The following is a 21,359-nucleotide window of genomic DNA, read 5'->3' as shown; positions in this document are numbered from 1 at the left end:
CCCGCCGCCCCCCGCGGGGGGGGCGCCCGGCCGCCCCCCCCCCCCCCCCCCCCCCCCCCCCCCCCCCCCCCCCCCCCCCCCCCCCGCGCCCCCCCCCCCCCCGCCCGGCCCCCCCCCGCCCCGCCCCGACACGGCGACCGCGCGCCCCGTGAGCCCGCGGAAAACACCCGTCACCGCCACGCAACGCCCCGGCAACACCCGTCCGTCACCATCGGTTCATGACGGAGCCGGCCGACCCTCCCACGCCCCACCCCCTCGCGCCGCCCCCGCCCGCGCCCCACCCGCTCGCGCCCCAGCCCCTCGACACCACCTCCCAACTGCTCAGCCGCATCACCGCGCAGCTCGGCTCCCAGCTGACCCACCTCCACCTCAACGGAACGCGCAGACCCATGAGCACTCCCCACCCGCCCACCCTCGTCGCCGTCGCCCACGGCAGCCGCGACCCCCGCGCGCTGACCACCGCGAACGCCCTCCTGGACCGGGTCCGCGAACTGAGGCCCGGCCTGCCCGTCCGGCTCGGCCACATCGAGCTGAACGCCCCCCTGCTCACCGACACCCTCGCCGGCCTGCCGCACGGCGACGCCGTCCTCGTACCGCTGCTCCTCAGCCGCGGTCACCACGTCAAGCACGACCTGCCCGGCGCCGCCGCCACCGCACCCCACCTGCGCGTGCGCGTCGCCGCCCCGCTCGGCCCCCACCCCCTGCTCGTCGAAGCGCTCCTCGCCCGGCTCACCCAGGCCGGCTGGCGCCCCGCCCACGGCACCAGCCGCAGCACCGGTGTCGTCCTCGCCGCCGCCGGCTCCCGCGACCCCGACTCCGCGGCCGACACCCGCCGCACCGCCCGGCTGCTCAGCGAACGCCTCGGCGGCGTACCCGTCCTCCCCGCCTACGCCTCCGCCGCCACCCCCACCGTCCCCGACGCCATCCGCGCGCTCACCGCCCGGGGCCGCCACCGCATCGCCGTCGCCTCCTACTTCACCGCCCCCGGCCTGTTCGCCACCCGCAGCGCGGCCGCCGCCCCCTGGCTCGCCGCCGAACCCCTCGGGCCCCACCCCGCACTCGCCCGGCTCGTTCTCCACCGTTACGACCAGGCCCTCGCGCACCCGCCGGTCACGGCCGGTTCCTCCCGACTGGTCTCCGCCTGACCGGTTCACCGTCCGTCCCTGCGGTTACCTTCAGTGCATGAACGGCATGGACGGCACCGACGGCACCAGGAACACCCACGGCACAGACGGCACCTACGACGGGGCGGCCACCGAGCGCTGGGCCCCCGAGCCCGACAAGAGGCCCGGCCGCACCGCGTTCCAGCGGGACCGGGCACGCGTCCTGCACTCCAGCGCACTGCGACGACTGGCCGGCAAGACCCAGGTCGTCACCCCCGGCTCCCGCAGCCACGCCTGGGACGCCAGCCCGCGCACCCGGCTCACCCACTCCCTGGAGTGCGCCCAGGTCGGCCGCGAACTGGGCGCCGCCCTCGGCTGCGACCCCGACCTCGTCGAAGCCGCCTGCCTCTCGCACGACATGGGCCACCCGCCCTTCGGGCACAACGGCGAACAGGCGCTCAACGACTTCGCCAAGGACTGCGGCGGCTTCGAGGGCAACGCCCAGTCGCTGCGCCTGCTGACCCGGATCGAACCCAAGCGGTTCGTCCGCGACGAGACCGCCGGCGGGACCGTCAGCGTCGGCCTCAACCTCACCCGCGCCACCCTCGACGCCGCCACCAAGTACCCCTGGCAGCGAGGCGGCCACCCCACCGACCCCGACTCGCCCAAGTTCGGGGTCTACGAGGACGACCTCCCGGTCTTCACCTGGGTACGGCAGGGCGCCCCCGAGCACGGCCGCTGCTTCGAGGCACAGGTCATGGACTGGTCCGACGACGTGGCCTACTCGGTCCACGACTTCGAGGACGGCCTCCACGCCGGGCACATCGACCCCAACCTGCTCCACGCCGAACCCGAGCGCGCCGACATCTGCCGCGTCGCCATCGGGCGGTACGTCCCCGCCGGCACCTCCCCGCAGGAACTCGCCGACGCCCTCGACCGGCTCATGGAACAGGAGTGGTGGCCGCACGGCTACGACGGCAGCGCCCCCGCCCAGGCCCGCCTCAAGGACGCCACCAGCCAGCTGATCGGCCGCTTCTGCCTCGCCGCCGAGGCCGCCACCCGCCAGGCGCACGGCACGGGCCGCCTCACCCGGTACGCCGCCGAACTGGTCGTACCGCGCGAGACGCGCAACGAGTGCGCGGTGCTCAAGGCGGTCGCCGACCGGTACGTCATGCAGCGCGCCGAGCAGGAGGCGCTCCGCGCGGACCAGCGGATCGTGCTCGCCGAGCTGGCCGAGGCGCTGACCGCCCGCGCGCCCGAGGGACTCGACCCCCAGTTCCGGGCCCTGTTCGACACCGCCCCCGACGACCGGGCCCGCAAGCGGGTGATCGTCGACCAGATCGCCTCCCTCACCGACGCCTCCGCCCGCACCCTCCACGCCCGCCTCACCAGCCGCCGCTGACCCCGCCGCCGCCCCGCCGTGTGCCCGCCGCCCCGCCCGGGCCCGCACCGCCCCCGGCCCCGGGGCGACTCCGTCGGACGTCCTCTTCCAACATCACGCTCCGTACGGGACGCTGCTGGGGGCCGACGGCGTAGCGTGACAGTTCCCGGAACCACCAGGAGGCAACCAGTGGTCGACGCAGATCAGACCTTCGTCATCGTCGGTGGCGGACTGGCCGGGGTGAAGGCGGCGGAGACACTCCGCGCCGAGGGCTTCAAAGGCCGCGTGATCCTCATCGGGGACGAGGTCGACCCGCCCTACGAACGCCCACCGCTGTCCAAGGGCTACCTCACCGGCAAGGAGCCCCGCGAGCGCGCCTTCGTCCACGAGTCCGCCTGGTACGCGGAGAACGACGTCGAGCTCCACCTCGGCCAGCCCGTCACCTCGATCGACCGCGCCACCAGGTCCGTGCGCCTCGGCGACGGCACCACCATCCGCTACGACAAGCTGCTGCTGGCCACCGGCTCCGAACCGCGCCGCCTCGACATCCCCGGCACCGACCTCGCCGGCGTCCACCACCTGCGGCGGCTCGCCCACGCCGACCTGCTCCAGGGCACCCTCGCCGCCCTCGGCCGCGACAACGGCCACCTCGTCGTGGCCGGAGCCGGCTGGATCGGCCTGGAGGTCGCCGCCGCCGCACGCGGATACGGCGCCGAGGTCACCGTCGTGGAGCCCGCCCCCCCCCCCCTCCACCAGGTCATCGGCCCCGAGCTGGGCCAGCTCTTCGCCGACCTGCACGCCGGGCACGGCGTCCGCTTCCACTTCGGCACCCGCCTCACCGAGATCGTCGGCCAGGACGGCATGGTGCTCGCCGCCCGCACCGACGACGGCGACGAGCACCCCGCCCACGCCGTCCTCGTCGCCGTCGGCGCCGCCCCCTGCACGGCCCTCGCCGAGAACGCCGGCCTCGCCCTCGTCGACCGCGCCCACGGCGGCGGCATCGCCGTCGACGCGTCCCTGCGCACCTCCGACCCCGACATCCACGCCGCCGGCGACGTGGCCGCCGCCGAGCACCCCCTCCTGCGCACCCGGCTGCGCGTCGAGCACTGGGCCAACGCCCGGGCCGGCGGCTCCACCGCCGCCCGCGCCATGCTCGGCCGGGACGTCAGCCACGACCGGGTCCCGTACTTCTTCTCCGACCAGTACGACCTCGGCATGGAGTACAGCGGCTGGGCGCCACCCGGCACCTACGACCAGGTGGTGCTCCGCGGCGACGTGGGCAAGCGCGAGTTCATCGCCTTCTGGCTCAAGGACCGCAGGGTGCTGGCCGGGATGAACGTGAATGTGTGGGACGTCACACCCGTCATCCAGGAGCTCATCCGTTCCGGCGCTCCCGTGGACCCCGAGGCCCTCGCCGACCCCTCCACACCGCTCACGGCCGTCGTGCCCCGCTCCTAGGTCCCGCTCCCCGCCGGACGATCACCGAAGCCGCCGTAAGATTCATGCGTGGCAGGCGGCAGGATCAACGATGACGACGTGAAGGCGGTACGGGACGCGGTCCCGATCGACGCCGTCGTGTCCGAGTACCTCCAGCTGCGCAGCGCCGGCGGCGGCAACCTGAAGGGCCTGTGCCCCTTCCACGACGAGAAGTCCCCCTCTTTCCAGGTCAGCCCCAGCAAGGGACTCTTCCACTGCTTCGGCTGCCAGGAGGGCGGGGACACCATCGCCTTCGTGATGAAGATCGACCACCTCTCCTTCTCGGAGACGGTCGAGCGGCTCGCCGCCAAGGCGGGCATCACCCTGCGCTACGAGGAGGGCGGGTACAACCCCGGCCACCAGCGCGGCGAGCGGATCCGGCTCATCGAGGCCCACAAGGCCGCCGCCCTGTTCTACGTCGAACAACTCGACAGCGCCGAGGCGGAGATCGGGCGGAAGTTCCTCGCCGAACGGGGCTTCGACCAGGCCGCCGCCCAGCACTTCGCCGTCGGCTACAGCCCGGCCGGCTGGGACCACCTCACCCGCCACCTGCGCGGCAAGGGCTTCTCCGACAAGGAGCTGATCGTCTCCGGGCTCGTCCAGGAAGGCCGCCGGGGCCCCATCGACCGGTTCCGAGGCCGGCTGATGTGGCCCATCCGGGACGTCGGCGGAGACGTCGTCGGCTTCGGCGCGCGCAAGCTCCGCGACGACGACAACGGCCCCAAGTACCTCAACACCCCCGAAACGCCGATCTACAAGAAGTCCCAGGTGCTGTACGGCATCGACCTGGCCAAGAAGGACATCGCCAAGTCCAGCCGGGCCGTCGTCGTCGAGGGCTACACCGACGTCATGGCCTGCCACCTCGCCGGCGTCACCACCGCCATCGCCACCTGCGGCACCGCCTTCGGCGGCGACCACATCAAGATCCTCCGCCGGCTGCTGATGGACAACGGCTCCGCCCGCGTCATCTTCACCTTCGACGGCGACGCCGCCGGCCAGAAGGCCGCGCTGCGGGCCTTCGAGGACGACCAGAAGTTCGCCGCCGAGACCTACATCGCCATCGCCCCCGACGGCATGGACCCCTGCGAGCTGCGCCTCGCCAAGGGCGACGAGGCCGTCGCCGACCTCGTCGAGCCGCGCACCCCGCTGTTCGAGTTCGCCCTGCGCCAGATCACCGGCCGGTACGACCTGGAGACCCCGGCGGGCCGCGCCGCCGCCCTCGACGAGGCCGCGCCGGTCGTCGCCCGCATCAAGAACATCGCCTCGCAGCACGAGGTCGCCGTCCAGCTCGCCGGCATGCTCGGCATCCTCGACACCCAGTTCGTCGTCAAGCGCGTCGCCCAGTTCGCCCGCTGGGCCAGGGACCGGGGCGGCCGGGGCCCCGCGCCCGCCGCCCGCCCCGGCGGCGCCGCACCCGTGCCGCAGGCCCCCGCCGCCCCCTCCGGCCCGGCGCTGAACCTGCGCAGCCCGGCCCACCGCACCGAGCGGGAACTGCTGAAGCTGGCGCTCCAGCACCCCGCCCTCGTCTCACCCGCCTTCGACGCGTACGGCGCCGACGAGTTCACCGCCCCGCCCTACGCCGCGGTGCGCCGCACCATCGCGGAGGCCGGGGGCGCCGAGCAGGGCATCGGCAAGGCCGCCGAGTACCTGGCGCGCGTGCGGGACGCCGCCCCCGACGACACCGTCCGGGCACTGGTCACGGAGCTGGCCGTGGAGGTCATCCACGGGCGCACCGTCGACGAGACGTACGCCGGCGACCAGCTCGTCCAGGTGCGCCTGCGCGCGGTCGACCGCCGCATCCGCGACGTCCAGGGCTCCCTCGCCCGCCTCGGCACCCACGGCGACCCCGACCACCTGGCCGCCGTCCAGAACGAGCTGTGGGTCCTCCAGCAGTACGGCCAGTCGCTCCGCAACCACGGGGCGGCCGCCCTCTAGGCGCCGAGCGCCCGGCCCGGGCCCGCGTCACAGGTCGATCGCGTACGCCTTGCGCAGCGTCCGGTGCACCGTCCACGTCGTCCGGTCGCCCTCGCGCAGCACCCCCATGTCGCCGGGGCCGAGCCGCAGCGTGGGCCCGCCCTCGACCTCGACCGTCGCCGAGCCGCTGATCACCACGAACACCTCGTCCGCCTCCGTGTCGGTGACGACGCCCGGGGTGATCTGCCAGATCCCGCGGATCCGCCTGCCGTCCTCCGACTCCCACACCACCTTGCCCGTCACCTCGGGGGTCCCGGAGACGATCCGTTCCGGATCGAGCGGCTCGGGTTCGAGTTCGGCGTCGGCGATGCGGAGAGCGAAACTGTGCGTCATGCGGCGACCCTAACGAGGCGGCGGCCGCCCCCGGCACGGACACTGTGTGCGGTATCCGCCCCGGGCACGGGACACTCCGTCACCCCGGCGGGTCCACCCCCGGCCCCCCGCGGGGACGCCCCGCGCGGGACAGCGCGGCCCGTCACCGTCCGGTCGCAAAAAGTGGCCGCACGCCCCTACTGGCGGTGATGTGTCGTACCCCACACTGGGGGCGGTGCCTGAGTCCTCGGAGCGCGGCCGGCCCACCGACGGTGTGCCACTCACCCCCGCGGATCCGCTCATCGAGTACGGGACGGAGAACAGCGGCACGGCCGCCGCCGTCCCGCTGCCGCACGCCCCCGACCCGGCAGCGATCACCCTGGAGGTCGCCCCCGTGCAGACCCAGACCCTGACCGACATCGACCCGGCCACGGCCACGGCCATCGCCGTCCCCGTGCAGGACATCCCGCCGCACCACCCGGAGACCCTGCCCGACGCCGTACCGGACGGGGACGAACCGGAGCAGGCGCCCGCCCCCCGGGGCCGTGCCGCGGCCGAGGCGGCCGGCGGCGGACCGTCCTCCGACCTGTTCCGCCAGTACCTCCGGGAGATCGGCCGCATACCGCTGCTGACCGCCGCCGAGGAGGTCGAACTGGCCCGCCGCGTCGAAGCCGGGCTGTTCGCCGAGGAGAAGCTCGCCGGCACCCCCGACCTCGACTCCCAGCTCGCCCTGGACCTCGACCGGCTCGTCGTCATGGGCCGGATGGCCAAACGCCGGCTGATAGAGGCCAACCTGCGCCTCGTCGTCTCCGTCGCCAAACGGTACGTCGGCCGGGGCCTGACCATGCTCGACCTCGTCCAGGAGGGCAACCTGGGCCTGATCCGGGCGGTCGAGAAGTTCGACTACGCGCGCGGCTACAAGTTCTCCACGTACGCCACCTGGTGGATCCGCCAGGCCATGTCGCGGGCCCTCGCCGACCAGGCCCGCACCATCCGCGTCCCCGTCCACGTCGTCGAGCTCATCAACCGGGTCGTCCGGGTCCAGCGCCGCATGCTCCAGGAACGCGGCTGCGAACCCACCCACGACGAGGTCGCCGCCCACCTGGACCTGCCGCCCGAACGGGTCGGCGAGGTGCTCCGGCTCGCCCAGGAGCCCGTCTCCCTGCACGCCCCGGTCGGCGAGGAGGACGACGTCGCGCTCGGCGACCTCATCGAGGACGGCGACGCCGCGTCCCCCGTCGAGTCCGCGGCGTTCCTCCTGCTGCGCGAGCACCTGGAGGCCGTCCTGTCCACGCTCGGCGAACGCGAACGCAAGGTCGTCCAGCTGCGGTACGGACTGGCCGACGGCCGGCCCCGCACCCTGGAGGAGATCGGACGGATCTTCGGCGTGACCCGCGAACGCATCCGCCAGATCGAGTCCAAGACCCTCAACAAGCTGCGGGACCACGCCTTCGCCGACCAGCTCCGCGGCTACCTGGACTGACGGGACGGGCCCGCGCCACCGGGCGCGCGTCCGGCGCGGCGCCCGGCGCCGCGCCGTCCGCACCGGTCCCTCAGTCGACCTCCGCCACCGCCTGCGCGAACTGCGCCGCGTACAGGCGGGCGTAGGCCCCGCGCGCCGCCAGCAGCTCCTCGTGCGTGCCCTGCTCGACGATCGCCCCGTTCTCCATCACCAGGATCACGTCCGCGTCCCGGATCGTCGACAGCCGGTGCGCGATCACGAAGCTCGTCCGCCCGTGCGCCAGCCGCGCCATCGCCTTCTGGATCAGCACCTCGGTACGGGTGTCGACGGAACTCGTCGCCTCGTCCAGCACCAGGATCACCGGGTCCGACAGGAACGCCCGGGCGATGGTGATCAACTGCTTCTCGCCCGCGCTGACCCCCGCGCCCTCGTCGTCGATGACGGTGTCGTACCCGTCCGGCAGCGTCCGCACGAACCGGTCGGCGTGCGCAGCCCGGGCCGCCTCCTCGATCTCCTCCCGCGTCACCCGGCGCGACGCCGGCGCCCCGTACGCGATGTTGTCGGCGATCGTGCCGCCGAACAGCCAGGTGTCCTGGAGCACCATGCCGATCCGGGACCGCAGTTCGTCCCGGGTCATCGCCCGTGCGTCCACCCCGTCCAGCAGGATGCGGCCCCCGGTCACCTCGTAGAACCGCATCAGCAGGTTGACCAGGGTGGTCTTGCCGGCGCCCGTCGGCCCGACGATCGCGACCGTCTGGCCGGGCTCCACCGACAGCGACAGGTCCTCGATGAGCGGCCGGTCGGGGTCGTAGCGGAACGACACCTTCTCCAGCGACACCCGCCCCTCCGGCCGGGCGGGGCGCTCGGCGGAGCCGGGCGTGTCCGGCTCCTGCTCCTCCGCGTCCAGCAGCTCGAAGATCCGCTCCGCCGACGCCACCCCCGACTGCACCAGGTTCGCCATCGACGCCACCTGCGTCAGCGGCATCGAGAACTGGCGCGAGTACTGGATGAACGCCTGCACGTCACCGATGGACAGCGTCCCGGACGCCACCCGCAGCCCGCCGACCACCGCCACCAGCACGTAGTTCAGGTTGGAGATGAAGAACATCAGCGGCTGCATGATCCCGCTGTTGAACTGGGCCCGGAACCCGGCCTCGTACAACGCCTCGTTCTGCTCCCGGAAGTCCGCCGCCGACTCGTCCTGCCGCCCGAAGACCTTCACCAGCGCGTGCCCGGTGTACATCTCCTCCACATGGGCGTTCAGGCGGCCCGTCGAGCTCCACTGCTGCACGAAGTGCGGCTGCGACCGCTTGCCGACCCGGGTCGCCACCACCACCGACAGGGGCACGGTCACCAGCGCCACCAGGGCCAGCAGCGGCGAGACCCAGAACATCATCGCCAGCACACCGACGATGGTGAGCACCGAGTTGATCAACTGGCCCATCGTCTGCTGCATGGTCTGCGAGATGTTGTCGATGTCGTTCGTCGCCCGGCTCAGCACCTCACCGCGCTTGGCCCGGTCGAAGTACGCGAGCGGCAGCCGCTCCAGCTTGGCCTGCACGTCCTCCCGCATCCGGTACACGGTCCGGTTGATCACCCGGATCGACATCCGCGTCGACACCAGCATCAGCAGCCCGGCCACCACGTACACCACCAGGGCGACCATCAGGACGTCCCCGACGGCACCGAAGTCGATGCCCCGGCCCGGCCGGAAGTCCACCCCGGACAGCATGTCCGCGAGCCCGTCGTTCCCGTCGGCCCGCAGGCCCGCCAGCGTCTGCTCCTTGGTGAGCCCGTCCGGCGTCTCCCGCCCGACCACCCCCGCGAAGATCAGGTCCGTCGCCCGGCCGAGGACCAGCGGCCCCACCACCGACAGCGCCACGCTCAGCACACCCGCCGCCAGCATCACCAGCAGCGTGGCCCTCTCCGGCGCCAGCCGCCGCAGCAGCCGCTTCCCCGATCCCTTGAAGTCCATCGACCGCTGGTCGGGGCCCCCGGCCGCCGCCATCATCCGTCCCGCCGGCCCCGCCATCAGGCAGCCTCCGCCTCGGTCAGCTGGGAGAGCACGATCTCCCGGTACGTCTCATTGCCCGCCATCAGCTCGTGATGGCGCCCCGTCCCCACGACCCGGCCCTCGTCCAGGACCACGATCCGGTCGGCGTCCCGGATCGTCGACACCCGCTGGGCGACGATCACCACCGTCGCCTCCGCGGTCTCCGCCGCCAGCGCCGTCCGCAGCAGGGCGTCCGTCGTGTAGTCCAGCGCCGAGAACGAGTCGTCGAACAGATAGATCTCCGGCCGCTGCACCAGCGTCCGCGCGATCGCCAGGCGCTGCCGCTGCCCGCCCGACACGTTCGTCCCGCCCTGCGCGACCGGCGCGTCCAGCCCGCCGTCCAGCTCCCGTACGAAGTCGGCGGCCTGGGCCACCTCCAGCGCGTGCCACAGCTCCTCGTCGGTCGCGCCCGGCTTGCCGTACCGCAGGTTCGTCGCCACCGTCCCGGAGAACAGGTACGGCTTCTGCGGCACCAGGCCCACCGTCCGCGCCATCAGCACCGGGTCCAGCTCCCGCACGTCCACGCCGTCGACCAGCACCTCGCCGCCCGTCACGTCGAACAGCCGGGGCACCAGGCCGAGCAGCGTCGACTTCCCGCTGCCCGTCGACCCGATGATCGCCGTCGTCTCGCCCGGCCGGGCCACCAGGTCCACGCCCCGCAGCACCGGCTCCTCGGCACCCGGATAGCGGAAGTCCGCGCCCCGCACCTCCAGATGCCCGCGCCGCGACAGCTCCCGCACCGGGGCGACCGGCGGAACCACGCTCGACTCCGTCCGCAGTACCTCCTCGATGCGCTCCGCGCACACCTCGGCCCGCGGCACCATCATGAACATGAAGGTGGCCATCATCACGGCCATCACGATCTGCATCAGATAGGCCAGGAACGCCGTCAGCGCCCCGATCTCCATCCCCCCGGCGTCGATCCGGTGCGCCCCGAACCACACCACGGCGACGCTGGAGATGTTCACCACCGTCATCACCGTCGGGAACATCAGCGCCATCAGCCGGCCGGTCGCCATCGACACACCGGTCAGGTCGGTGTTCGCCCGCTCGAACCGCTCCCGCTCGTAGGCGTCCTTCACGAACGCCCGGATCACCCGGTTGCCGGTGATCTGCTCCCGCAGCACCCGGTTCACCGTGTCCAGCCGCACCTGCATCGTCCGGAACAGCGGCCGCATCCTCCGCACGATCAGCGACACCGCCACGCCCAGCACCGGAACCACCGCGAGCAGCACACCGGAGAGCGGCACGTCCTGCCCGAGCGCCATGACGATGCCGCCCACGCACATGATCGGCGCAGACACCATCAGCGTGAACGCCATCAGCACCAGCATCTGCACCTGCTGGACGTCGTTGGTCGTCCGGGTGATCAGCGAGGGCGCCCCGAAGTGCCCGACCTCCCGCGCGGAGAACGACTGCACCCGGTCGAAGACCGCCGCCCGCACGTCCCGCCCCAGGGCCGACGCCGTACGCGCCCCGTAGTACACCGCGCCGATGTTGCAGAGCACCTGCACCACCGACACCGCGATCATCAGCGCGCCGAAGGTGAGGATGTAACCCGTGTCGCCCACGACGACACCGTTGTCGATGATGTCCGCGTTCAGCGTCGGCAGATAGAGGGTGGCGCACGTCTGCAGCAGCTGCAGCACCACCAACAGGGCTATGGGCCGCTGGTGCGGCGCCAGGTGGATCCGGAGAAGTTGTCTGAGCACGCTTCAACTATCGCCGGACCCGCCCGCCGTGACGACTCGGTTTCCCGCTCCTTTGCCCCCGCGGCTCAGACCGAGAACGCCCCCGGGTGCAGCTGCTCGCGCGTGGCGCCGTACTGCTGGCGCACCGCCCGGCCGACCGCCAGCTCCTCGCCGGGCTCGAAGACCTGGGCCGCGGCGCCCTGCCAGGCCGGCGGCGCCTGCGGCGACAGCACGCCCTGCGACACCCCCAGAGCCCACGCCGCCTGCCGCGCCGCACCCAGTGCCGCGTAATCGGCCGGCTGGGGTACGACCACCTGCGCGCCGAAGATCGCCGGCGCCGCCGCCTGCACCGCGGGCAGCTCCGCCGCCGCCCCCAGCAGGAACACCCGCCGCACCTCGACACCCCGCCCGCGCAGCACGTCCATCGCGTCCGCCAGCGAGCACAGCATGCCCTCGAACGCCGCCCGCGCCAGGTGCTCCGGCTTCATCGACTCGCGCCGCAACCCGCTGAGCGTCCCGGCCGTGTGGGGCAGCTGAGGCGTGCGCTCACCCTCCAGATAGGGCAGCAGCACCAGCCCCGAGGCGCCCGGCGTCGACTTCAGCGCCAGCGCCGACAGCTCCTCCAACCCCCCGTCCAGACCCAGCATCTCGGCGGTGCCGCGCAGCGCCCGGACCGCGTTCGACGTGTGCACGACCGGCAGGTGCATCCCCGCCGCGTCCGCGAACGCCGTGATCATCCCGCGGGGGTCGGCCAGCGCCTCGTGGTGCACCGCCATCACCGAACCGGACGCCCCGAGCGACACCACCGCGTCGCCCGTCCCGAGCCCCAGCCCGAGCGCCGCCGCCATCGTCTCGCCCGTCCCGGCCGAGATCAGCAGCCCCTCCGGGGTCATCCCGGCCGCCTCGGCGGGCCCCAGCACCTCCGGGAGCACGGCCTGGTGCCCCAGCGCCAGCTCCACCAGATCCGGCCGGTACGAACCCGTGCCCGCCGACCAGTACCCCGTGCCCGACGCCGCGCCCCGGTCCGTCGTCCGCCGCACCGGCCGGCCCAACAGCTGCCACACCAGCCAGTCGTGCGGCTGCATCACCACCGCGACGCGCGCCGCCGCCTCCGGCTCGGTACGCGCCAGCCACCGCAGCTTCGCCACCGGCTGCGCCGCCTGCGGCACGCAGCCCACGGCCTCCGCCCACGCCTGACGGCCGCCGAAGGCCTCCACCAGGTCCGCGGCGGCCACCTGGGCCCGCTTGTCGTTGCCCACCAGCGCGGGCCGCACCAGCGCCCCCTGCCGGTCCAGGGGCACCAGCCCGTGCTGCTGCGCCGAGACGCCGATGGCCTGCACACCCTCCAGCAGCCCGCCCGACGCGGCCTCGCCCAGCGACAGCAACCACGCCTGCGGGTCCACCTCGGTCGCCTTCGGCTCGACGGGGTGCGGCGCGTAGCCCTGCCGCAGCACCGCACCCGTTTCCGTGTCGCAGACGACGATGCGCGTGAAACCCGACGAACTGTCCAACCCGGCGACTATCCCCATGGGGATAGATTCTGCCGCACCCTAGGTGTTACTGGTCCCCCACTCGTCCTGGCCGTTGGCCTGGCTGCGCTCCTTCAGCGAGCGCACCCGCTGGGCGACCGACTCGGGCATCCGGTCCCCGACCTTGTCGCTCACCGTGTGCAGCGCCTTCCCGGCCACCTCCCTGCTGGTCTGCGCGGCCGACTCGGCCGCGTTGCGGACGGCCGGATTGTGCGAGAACTCGCGCGCGGACTTCCTCAGCTGCTCGTAGCGTTCGCGCCCGGCACGGGTGCCGAGGACGTAACCGAGGGTCAGTCCAACGACGAACGTGACCTTGTACCGCATGGCTGCCACCCTTCCGTAGGCGTCGGTGCTGGCCGCCTACCCGTAAGGGCCGGAGATCACCCCGGGGAACCGATTGGCGGAGCACCCCCCTGCTTGCGCTAATGTATGTGTCGCAGCGAGCGAGCGCCGCCCGGGACGCCCCAGGTAGGTACGTTCGGTGCAACGCAGCAATCCCCTGTAGCTCAATTGGCAGAGCAGCCGGCTGTTAACCGGCAGGTTACTGGTTCGAGTCCAGTCGGGGGAGCGCGATCCCCTGTAGCTCAATTGGCAGAGCATTCGGCTGTTAACCGGAGGGTTGCTGGTTCGAGTCCAGCCGGGGGAGCGGTGAAGGGAGAGGGTCCATCGGGCCCTCTCCCTCTTTTTTCGCCCCGATTCCGCCGGATTCCGCCCCGCCGGGAACCGCGCGGGGCGCAGGGCAGTCCTCCAGGACGTGCGTTGCCGACCATCCGGAGCAGGAGATCGTATGAGCGGCTATGCTGCGGCAGACGGCGCGCACAAATGTGCGCGACGCGCCGTAAGGGGCGGTAGCTCAGCCGGTTAGAGCAGCGGACTCATAATCCGTCGGCCGTGGGTTCGAGTCCCACCCGCCCCACTCCGCGCCACCCCCGCAGAATCGTTTCTTCTGCGGCTCGGGTGGCCGTGGCCGCCGCGGCCCCCGCCGCCCGGCGGCCACCGCACCCTCCACCTTCCCCCGCCCCGCACGCACGTCCGCGACCCCCCGGACGATGTCCGGGGAGCCGCGGGACCGGTCGGACGCTCCCGGCGTCCGCGTGCGTACGGGTGGCGGCCACGGGATCCGGCCGGCGGCACCTCCCGGCCCGGCCCGGGCACTCGTCCGCCGGTCGGCCTCGGGGCACTCACCGGCCGGCGGTGGCGCGCCCGGCGCGCCGCCCGCACGCGGGGCGTCACATGTTCCGGCGGTCGGCGTCCGGCCTCACCGTGCAGAGCGCCCAGATGATGAACCCGTACATGGCGATGGCCACGATCGACCACAGCGGGTAGTACGGGATCGAGAGGAAGTTGGCGATCAGCAGCAGGGACGCCAGTGCCACGCCGGCGACCCGCGCCCACATGGCGGGCCGGAACAGCCCCATGCCCACGATGATCGCCAGGGCGCCGAAGATGAGGTGGATCCAGCCCCAGCTCGTCAGGTCGAACTTGAAGATGTAGTTCGGGGTGCTGACGAAGACGTCGTCCTCGGCCACGCCCATGATGCCCCGGAAGAGGTCCAGGAACCCGGCGACGACCATCATGACGGCGGCGAAGACCACCAGTCCGGACGCGAGGTGCTGGGACGTCCTGTCGTGCTGCACGTGTGTCGACATGTCGTATCCGCTCTGCTCGGTGGGTCTGGTTCAGGTGTCAGTGCAGGATCTTCTCCTTGGCCCGCTGGAACTCCGAGTCCGATATGTGCCCCCGGGCCCGGATCTCGGACAGCTTCGCGAGCTGGTCCGTCGGGCTCGGGCCGGCGGGGGCCGCTGTGGCCGCCGTCTCCCGGATGTAGTCGTCCATGACCTGCTGCCGGGCGAGCACCGCCTCGGTCTCCCGCCGGCCCATGCCCCGCCCGCGGGCGAGGATGTACACGAAGGCGCCGAGGAAGGGCAGGACGATCACGAAGACCAGCCAGGCGGTCTTGGTCCAGCCGTTCATGGAGTCGTCCCGGAAGACGTCGCCGATGATGCGGAAGAGCAGGAAGAACCACAGGACCCAGAGGAAGATCCACATGGTCGTCCAGAAGACCCCCAGCACCGGGTAGTCGTAGGCCAGCGACACGTATCGGTCCATCGCACTCTCCTGTTCGCGCTCCGGCGGCTTCGGACCGCCGCCGCCGGGTGCACGGGCGGTGGTCCCCGAACGCCCACGCGCCGGACCCGGGAGGGGGCGCGTGGGGGGCCGGTGCGGCCCGCCCTCCGGCGGACCGCGAGTCGTCGGAGCGATCCGGATACGAAGCGGTACCGCCGGCACCCGGGGGTGCCGTACCGCTCGTCCACTCACCGCCGCCGGACGGGCCGAGTGCCGGGCCCGACAGGACGGCGGTCCTGCCAATCCATCGTGGCTCAGCATTCGGGTGATCGCCACGCAGCCGGTCGGGTGACGCCGGGACCCGTCCGGGAGGCGGTTGTGCTACTGGATTCCTATTAATCCCAAAGGGTGGTGCGAATTCAGATTGTCGGTGGCCGCGCACAAGAATGACGAGCCTCCCCCGCCCTTGGAGGTCCTGTGCCCCGTTCCGTCTCGCAGCCGTCGAACATGACCACCCTGGGATGTGCGCTCTTCGCGACCAGATGGCTCCAAGCCCCCCTTTACTTCGGCCTGGTGGCCGCGCAGGGGGTGTACGTCTACAAGTTCTTCAACGAGCTGTGGCACCTGATCCACCACGTCATCAGCGGTCACGCGGACGAGACGCACGTGATGCTCGCGGTGCTCAAGCTGGTCGACGTGGTGATGATCGCCAATCTGCTGATCATGGTGATCGTCGGGGGGTACGAGACCTTCGTCTCGCGCATCGGGCTCCAGGGGCACCGGGACCAGCCCGAGTGGCTGTCGCACGTCAACTCGAACGTGCTGAAGGTGAAGCTGGCCACCGCCATCGTGGGGATCTCGTCGGTGCACCTGCTCCAGATGTTCGTCGACGTGCACCACACGCCCCGGCACGACCTGCTGTGGGGGACGGTCATCCACATGGCCTTCATCGCCTCGGCGGCGATCCTCGCCTACATGTCCGGCCCCATGGCCGCGCACGAGGCCAAGGCCCACCCCGTGAAGGAGGAGTCCCCGGCGCCGGCCATCCCCGCGCAGCGGGACAAGGAGCCCCGCGGCCGGGAGGAGCCGGGGGCGGGGTCCGAGGAGCGGATCGCGGCCGCCGGGTTCCCGGCGCGCAAGGTGCTGGAGACCTTCGACGAGGGGCATCTGCGGGCGCCCGATCCGCAGGTGATCGCCAGGCTGGGCAAGGCGGACTTCGTCGCGCGGAAGGCGAACGTGGTGCTGCTCGGCGGCCCCGGCACCGGGAAGACCCACCTGGCCGTCGCCCTCGGCGTACGGGCCTGCCAGGCCGGCCACCGGGTGCTGTTCGCCCGCGCCGCCGACTGGGGTGCCCGGCTGGCGGACGCCAAGGCCGCGGGACGGCTGCGCAAGGAGCTGGCGGCGCTGGACGCGTACCCGCTGCTCGTCGTGGACGAGGTCGGCTACGTGCCGTTCGAGCCGGAGGCGGCCCACCTCTTCTTCCAGCTGGTCGCGCACCGCTACGAACGGGGCTCGCTGATCGTCACCAGCAACCGGCCGCTGGGCCGCTGGGCCGAGGTGTTCGGCGACGACGCCATGGCCTCCGCGACGGTGGACCGGCTGGCCCACCACGCGGAGGTGGTCACGCTGGACGCCGAGAGCTACCGCACCCGCCGCCTGGAGGGTGCGGCGGTCACGGGCTGGGGAGGATCCGGCCCGGCCTTCTGACCGGCGCGGGGCGGGTCGTCACTCGATGACGAGCTCGACCGGGATGTTGCCGCGCGTGGCCTTGGAGTAGGGGCAGTACGCGTGGGTCTTCTTCAGCAGGTCGCGGCCCGGCTCGCCCTGGAGGTGGTCCGGCAGCTCGACGCGCATCACGACCGAGAGGCCGAAGCCGCCGTCCGAGTCCTTGCCGATGCTGACCTCGGCGGTCACCGAGGCGTCCTTGACGTCGATCTTCTCCTGGCGGCCTATCGCGCCCATGGCGCTCGCGAAGCAGGCCGCGTACCCGGCCGCGAAGAGCTGCTCGGGGTTGGTGCCCTTGCCGTTGCCGCCGAGCGCCTGCGGGAAGCCGAGCGGGAGGTCGATCTGGCCGTCGGAGCTGACGGCGCGGCCTTCGCGGCCGTTGGCGGTGGCGACAGCGGTGTAGAGCGCGTCCATGAGGGACTGTCCTCTCGTCGGAGGTGGGGGGTGGATCGGTGTCATATTTATAGCGCACGATTCAGTTGTGCACAACTAAATGGCCCTCACGCTACCCTGGAGGCATGGACACGCCCCGGACCGTCAGCGACGAGGACTTCCTCCGCCTCGACCACCAGATCTGCTTCTCGCTGCACGCGGCCGCGCGCGCCTTCAACAGCGTCTACCGCACCGCGCTCAAGGACCTGGGTCTCACCTACCCCCAGTACCTGGTGATGCTGGTCCTCTGGGAACACGGCGAGCTGCCCGTCAAGCGGATCGGCGAGCACCTGAGGCTGGACTCCGGCACCCTCTCGCCGCTGCTCAAGCGGCTGGAGGCCGCCGGGTACGTCGAGCGCCGGCGCAGCGCCGAGGACGAGCGGTCCGTCACCGCGCGGCCCACCCCCGCCGGGACGGCACTGCGCGAGCGGGCCCTCGGGGTGCCGCGCCGGATCGCCGCGGCGACCGGGCTGCCGCTGGAGGAGGTCCGTGCGCTGCGGGCCCGCCTCGACGAGCTGACCACGGCGCTCGACACCGCCGGCTCGGCGGCCCTCCCCGGCGACTGCGTCCCCGACGACTGACCGCACCCCGGTGGGGCGCCGCCCCTGCGCGGTTCGCCCGCCGTGCGGCGACCGGACGGGGTCCTTTCTGCCGGTGGGCCGGGTACGGGGCCCCTCCGGGCTCACCTCCTCGCGGTTGGCGGGGCGCCCAGCCGGTCCAGTGACCGTCACTCGCCGCCAATCCGCTGCGGGGGCGACCCTGCACGGCCCCTCCTCGCCGTACTCCGTGCAACAACCCGCCGTAGTCCACCTGCAGACGGCATACACGCCGGTACGAGGCCGAGCCCTTCACCCACCGGCCGGCAGACGGGCGACGGCCCGGGGTGGGGCCGTGCAGGGTCGCCCCCGCAGGGGTTGGCGGCAAGGGGTGGGCTCCCTTGCATGTGACCCAGGGCCGCCGGCCCCGAGGAGGTGAGCCCGGAGGGGCCACACCCCGCCACCCACCGGACAGGCACCGCACGGGTGCCGCACCGGGCGGAAGCCGGTCGCCGGGCCCCCGGGGGGTGAGCCCGGAGGGGCCGCACCCCGCCACCCACCGGACAGGCACCGCACCGGGCGGAACCGTGCGGAGACCGGGGGCGAGCTCAGAGGGGCCCCGTACCCGGCCCACCGGCGGCAACCGGCCCCCCGGCCACGCCCGACAGGGGCGCGCCCGCCCCGGGTGTCAGATGATGCCGCGGATGAGGGCGAGGTCCAGGAGGTCCTGGGGGCGCAGGCGCAGTTGTTCGGCGGTGCGGGGGGCCTCCTCGGGCGGGCGCTTGAGGATCGCGGCCGCCAGTTCGGGGGCGATCACCGAGAAGTAACTGTCCCGCGTGGCCCAGGTGTTGTCCGGCGCGGCCAGCGCCAGCGCCCCGCCCGAGCCGCCCTCGCCGATCAGGAGCGTGGTCACCGGGACCCGCGCCGCGGCGACCGCCGTGAACGCGTCCGCGATCGCGGCGCCCGCACCCGCCCGTTCCGCCTCCGCGTCGTTCGCGGCGCCGGGCGTGTCGACGAGCGTCAGCACCGGCAGCCCGAGCCGGTCCGCCAGCCGGATCACCCGGGCCGCGGTGCGGTAACCGGCGGGGCGGGTCGCCGTGCCGCACTGGGCGACGTACGCCACCGCACCCCCGTCCGCCCGCAGCCCGACGCCGCACAGCGTCCCCGGGTCCGTACCGCCGCAGCGGTCGCCGACGAGCGGGAGCCGGTCCGTGAAGTACGCGTCCAGGTACGCCTCGGCGCGCGGCCGGCCGGGGTCGCGGGCCTGCCGGACGGCGTCCCAGCCGCTCGCGGGCAGCGGCGCGGCCGAGAGCGCGGAGGGCGGCGGGGCCTGCGCGGCGGGGCTCGTCAGCGCGGTCACCCAGAGGGCGACCGTCCCGCGCAGTTCCCCGGGGCGTACGACGGCGTCGAGGTGCCCCGCCGCCAGCTGGCCCTCCGCCGTGTACGCGGACGGGTCGGCGCCGGCCGGCCGGACGCGTGACCCGGCGAACCCGACCTGCGCCCCGGGCAGCGCGAGGATCACGTCGGCGCCCGCCCCGACGGTGGCCCAGCCGCCGCCCGTGGCCGGGTCGCGGAGCACGGTGATGTGCGGCACCCCCGCCTCGCGCAGCAGCACCGACTCCCGCGCCACCCGCTGGAGCTGGGTGAGCGCGACCATGCCCTCCTGCATGCGGCTGCCGCCGGTCGCGACCAGCGACACGAGGGGTGTGCGCCGCTCGCGCGCCAGCCGGTAGGCGGCCTCCAGCCGGTCGCCGGCGCGTTCGCCCAGGGAGCCGCCGAGGAAGCCGAACTCGAAGGCGAGCACCACGCAGGGGCGGCCGCCCGCGCGGGCGGTGCCGTACACGACCGACTCGGCCTCGCCCGTCCGGTCGGCGGCGCGGGCGCGCGAGGCGCCGTAGTCCTCCCAGGACAGCGGCCCGTCGGGGGCGCAGGACCGGGCGGGCGGGGTGTGTTCCTCGAACGTGTCGGTGACGAGCGCGAGGGCCTCGCGGGCGGACGGGCGCTCAGCCATGGAGCGCCCGCTTCATGATCTTGCCCATGTCGTTGCGGGGCAGGACGTCGAGGTACCGGACGGTCCTGGGCCGCTTGTGCGGGGCGAGCTGCGCCGCGACGTGGTCGGCCAGTTCCCGCCCGGACGGCGGCGCCGACGGGTCGGCGGGGACGATCCACGCCACGATCCGTTCGCCCAGGTCGGCGTCGGGTTCGCCGGTGACGGCGGCCTCACGCACGGCCGGGTGGCCGAGGAGGGCGTTCTCGATCTCGCCGGCGCCGATCTTGTACCCGCCGCTCTTGATCAGGTCGGTCGCCCGGCGTCCCACGATGCGTACGGATCCGTCCGTGTCGCGGACCGCCATGTCGCCGGTGCGGAACCAGGGCCCGTCGAAGGCGGCGGCCGTGGCGTCGGGCCGGTTCAGGTAGCCGGTGAACAGGTTCGGGCCGCGGACCTGGATCTCGCCGACGGTCTCCCCGTCGTACACGGTGATCTCCGTCCCGTCCTCCTCGACCAGGCGCAGGTCGACACCGGGCAGCGGCAGGCCGACGGAGCCGGTGCGCGGCTCGGGGTCGTCCGCCCGGACGCTGGTGTTCATGAGCGTCTCGGTCATGCCGTACCGCTCGATCACCCGCCGTCCCGTGAGGGCGGCGATGCGCCGGTGGTCGTGCACGGGCAGCGCGGCCGAGCCGGAGACCAGCAGCCGCGCGCCCGCCAGTGCCTTCGCCAACTGCGGGTCGTCGTCGAGTGCTTCGGCGATGCGGTGGTACATCGTCGGTACGCCGAACAGCATCGTCCCGCCGCCGGCCAGTTCCCGGGCCACGCCTCCGGTGGTGAACGTGCCCAGGTGGCGCACGGATCCGCCGCGCCGCAGCGGGCCGAGGATGCCGAGGATCAGCCCGTGGACGTGGAACAGGGGCAGGGCGTGCACGAGGACGTCGTCGGACGTCCAGGCCCAGGCGTCGGCCAGGGCGTCGAGGGTGGTGGCGATCGCCCGCCGGGGGAGGACCGCGCCCTTGGGCGGGCCGGTGGTGCCGGAGGTGTAGACGATCAGCGCGGGTGCCCCGGGGTCCTCCGGCCCGGTGGGCGGGGGAAGGTCGGGTGCGCCGGAGAGCGTCAGGTCCACCCGCTCGGGACCGGCGAGCGCGGGCGGCAGTCCGTCGCCCGGCGCGGCCAGGACCAGTGAGGGGCGGCTGTCGTCGAGGATGTGCGCCAGCTCGCGCTCGCCGGTCCTCGGGTTGAGCGGTACGGCCGGTACGCCCGCGAGCAGCGCGGCGACCACCGCCACGGCGGTCTCCGGGGTGGGGGTCGCCCAGACGGCGACCCGTTCCGCCCCGTCCAGCCGGGCGGCTGCCGCGGCGGCCGCGGAGCGCAGTTCGCCGTACGTCAGCGAACGGTCCCCGAACCGCAGGGCGGGCCGTTCGGATCCGGCTTCCAGGGCCGGAAAGAGCGAACTCACTCGTCGTCCTCCTCGGAACGTCGCACAGGCTGTCCGTCCGCGGTCGTCCGCGGTCGCGGGCTCCACCATTCTCCCCGCCGCCGTGCGGGGGGAAGCGGTGCCAGGTGTGCTGTTCGCCGCAGTTCCGGGGCTGCTCCTGCCGGGTACGGCCGGGGCTCGACCCGCCGTC

17 protein-coding genes and 3 tRNA genes are annotated in these 21,359 nt (G+C 73.4%); 10 read left to right on the top strand and 10 right to left on the bottom strand.

What is annotated here, in order from left to right; all coding sequences use genetic code 11:
* The first annotated feature begins 218 nt into the window (after positions 1-218).
* From A4V12_RS22235 to dnaG, 4 genes are all read left to right on the top strand, one after another.
* Entirely contained in the window at positions 219-1,145 is a 927-nt protein-coding gene (locus A4V12_RS22235; protein ID WP_064071169.1) for a sirohydrochlorin chelatase, read from the top strand.
* 37 nt (positions 1,146-1,182) lie between these two features.
* Positions 1,183-2,505: a deoxyguanosinetriphosphate triphosphohydrolase gene (locus tag A4V12_RS22230; protein WP_107415480.1), complete on the top strand. Its 1,323-nt coding sequence runs from the start codon at positions 1,183-1,185 to the stop codon at positions 2,503-2,505.
* A 168-nt stretch (positions 2,506-2,673) separates the two neighbouring features.
* Complete coding sequence (locus tag A4V12_RS22225) at positions 2,674-3,942, top strand: NAD(P)/FAD-dependent oxidoreductase (RefSeq protein ID WP_064071168.1); 1,269 nt, start codon at positions 2,674-2,676, stop codon at positions 3,940-3,942.
* Between the two features lie 48 nt (positions 3,943-3,990).
* Positions 3,991-5,895, top strand: coding sequence for a DNA primase (gene dnaG / locus A4V12_RS22220; protein WP_079137246.1), 1,905 nt, complete (start codon positions 3,991-3,993; stop codon positions 5,893-5,895).
* Positions 5,896-5,922: 27 nt separating this feature from the next.
* On the opposite strand, the gene A4V12_RS22215 is transcribed toward dnaG, so the two are convergent.
* Positions 5,923-6,267, bottom strand: coding sequence for a cupin domain-containing protein (locus A4V12_RS22215; protein WP_064071166.1), 345 nt, complete (start codon positions 6,265-6,267; stop codon positions 5,923-5,925).
* A gap of 214 nt (positions 6,268-6,481) precedes the next feature.
* On the opposite strand from A4V12_RS22215, the gene A4V12_RS22210 reads away from it, so the two are divergent.
* On the top strand, positions 6,482-7,729 hold the full coding sequence (locus A4V12_RS22210; protein ID WP_064071181.1) for an RNA polymerase sigma factor: 1,248 nt from the start codon (positions 6,482-6,484) through the stop codon (positions 7,727-7,729).
* Positions 7,730-7,799: 70 nt separating this feature from the next.
* Here A4V12_RS22210 and A4V12_RS22205 read toward each other — a convergent pair whose 3' ends face one another.
* The 4 genes from A4V12_RS22205 to A4V12_RS22190 all read right to left on the bottom strand — a co-directional run bounded on the left by A4V12_RS22205 (position 7,800) and on the right by A4V12_RS22190 (position 13,305).
* A complete protein-coding gene (locus tag A4V12_RS22205) occupies positions 7,800-9,740 on the bottom strand; it encodes an ABC transporter ATP-binding protein (RefSeq protein WP_064071165.1) in 1,941 nt (646 codons plus the stop codon).
* Positions 9,740-11,473, bottom strand: a complete 1,734-nt coding sequence (locus tag A4V12_RS22200) for an ABC transporter ATP-binding protein (protein WP_064071164.1) — start codon at positions 11,471-11,473, stop codon at positions 9,740-9,742. The genes A4V12_RS22205 and A4V12_RS22200 overlap by 1 nt, the downstream gene beginning before the upstream one ends.
* Before the next feature lie 65 nt (positions 11,474-11,538).
* The gene (locus A4V12_RS22195) at positions 11,539-12,981 is read right to left on the bottom strand and encodes an FGGY family carbohydrate kinase (RefSeq protein WP_064071163.1); all 1,443 of its coding nucleotides are present in this window, start codon (positions 12,979-12,981) and stop codon (positions 11,539-11,541) included.
* Positions 12,982-13,002: 21 nt separating this feature from the next.
* Complete coding sequence (locus A4V12_RS22190) at positions 13,003-13,305, bottom strand: hypothetical protein (protein ID WP_064071162.1); 303 nt, start codon at positions 13,303-13,305, stop codon at positions 13,003-13,005.
* Positions 13,306-13,476: 171 nt separating this feature from the next.
* On the opposite strand from A4V12_RS22190, the gene A4V12_RS22185 reads away from it, so the two are divergent.
* From A4V12_RS22185 to A4V12_RS22175, 3 genes are all read left to right on the top strand, one after another.
* Positions 13,477-13,549, top strand: a tRNA-Asn gene (locus A4V12_RS22185).
* Between the two features lie 5 nt (positions 13,550-13,554).
* A tRNA-Asn gene (locus A4V12_RS22180) sits at positions 13,555-13,627 on the top strand.
* 196 nt (positions 13,628-13,823) lie between these two features.
* Positions 13,824-13,897 (top strand) — tRNA-Ile (locus A4V12_RS22175).
* 313 nt (positions 13,898-14,210) lie between these two features.
* Here A4V12_RS22175 and A4V12_RS22170 read toward each other — a convergent pair.
* Both A4V12_RS22170 and A4V12_RS22165 read right to left on the bottom strand, forming a co-directional pair.
* Entirely contained in the window at positions 14,211-14,630 is a 420-nt protein-coding gene (locus A4V12_RS22170; protein ID WP_064071161.1) for a DUF7144 family membrane protein, read from the bottom strand.
* 37 nt (positions 14,631-14,667) lie between these two features.
* Positions 14,668-15,090, bottom strand: a complete 423-nt coding sequence (locus A4V12_RS22165) for an SHOCT domain-containing protein (RefSeq protein ID WP_064071160.1) — start codon at positions 15,088-15,090, stop codon at positions 14,668-14,670.
* A gap of 465 nt (positions 15,091-15,555) precedes the next feature.
* Between A4V12_RS22165 and istB the strand changes: the two genes are divergently transcribed.
* The gene (gene istB, locus A4V12_RS22160; RefSeq protein WP_064071159.1) at positions 15,556-16,755 is read left to right on the top strand and encodes an IS21-like element helper ATPase IstB; all 1,200 of its coding nucleotides are present in this window, start codon (positions 15,556-15,558) and stop codon (positions 16,753-16,755) included.
* An 18-nt stretch (positions 16,756-16,773) separates the two neighbouring features.
* Here the strand turns inward: istB and A4V12_RS22155 are convergent, their stop codons facing one another.
* Positions 16,774-17,187, bottom strand: a complete 414-nt coding sequence (locus tag A4V12_RS22155; RefSeq protein WP_064071158.1) for an organic hydroperoxide resistance protein — start codon at positions 17,185-17,187, stop codon at positions 16,774-16,776.
* Between the two features lie 104 nt (positions 17,188-17,291).
* On the opposite strand from A4V12_RS22155, the gene A4V12_RS22150 reads away from it, so the two are divergent.
* On the top strand, positions 17,292-17,786 hold the full coding sequence (locus A4V12_RS22150) for a MarR family winged helix-turn-helix transcriptional regulator (protein WP_064071157.1): 495 nt from the start codon (positions 17,292-17,294) through the stop codon (positions 17,784-17,786).
* 643 nt (positions 17,787-18,429) lie between these two features.
* On the opposite strand, the gene A4V12_RS22145 is transcribed toward A4V12_RS22150, so the two are convergent.
* Positions 18,430-19,752, bottom strand: a complete 1,323-nt coding sequence (locus A4V12_RS22145) for a carboxyl transferase domain-containing protein (protein WP_064071156.1) — start codon at positions 19,750-19,752, stop codon at positions 18,430-18,432.
* Positions 19,745-21,190 carry an acyl-CoA synthetase gene (locus A4V12_RS22140; RefSeq protein ID WP_064071155.1) on the bottom strand — a complete coding sequence of 482 codons (1,446 nt, stop codon included), beginning with the start codon at positions 21,188-21,190 and terminating at the stop codon, positions 19,745-19,747. Before A4V12_RS22140 ends, A4V12_RS22145 begins: the two co-directional genes overlap by 8 nt.
* Positions 21,191-21,359 lie beyond the last annotated feature (169 nt).

Origin of the sequence: Streptomyces noursei (assembly GCF_001646665.1) — a bacterium.
GTDB classification, from domain to species: domain Bacteria; phylum Actinomycetota; class Actinomycetes; order Streptomycetales; family Streptomycetaceae; genus Streptomyces; species Streptomyces lavendulocolor.
Note: the sequence above shows the minus strand (reverse complement) of the source record. Positions and strands in the feature narration are given on the sequence as shown.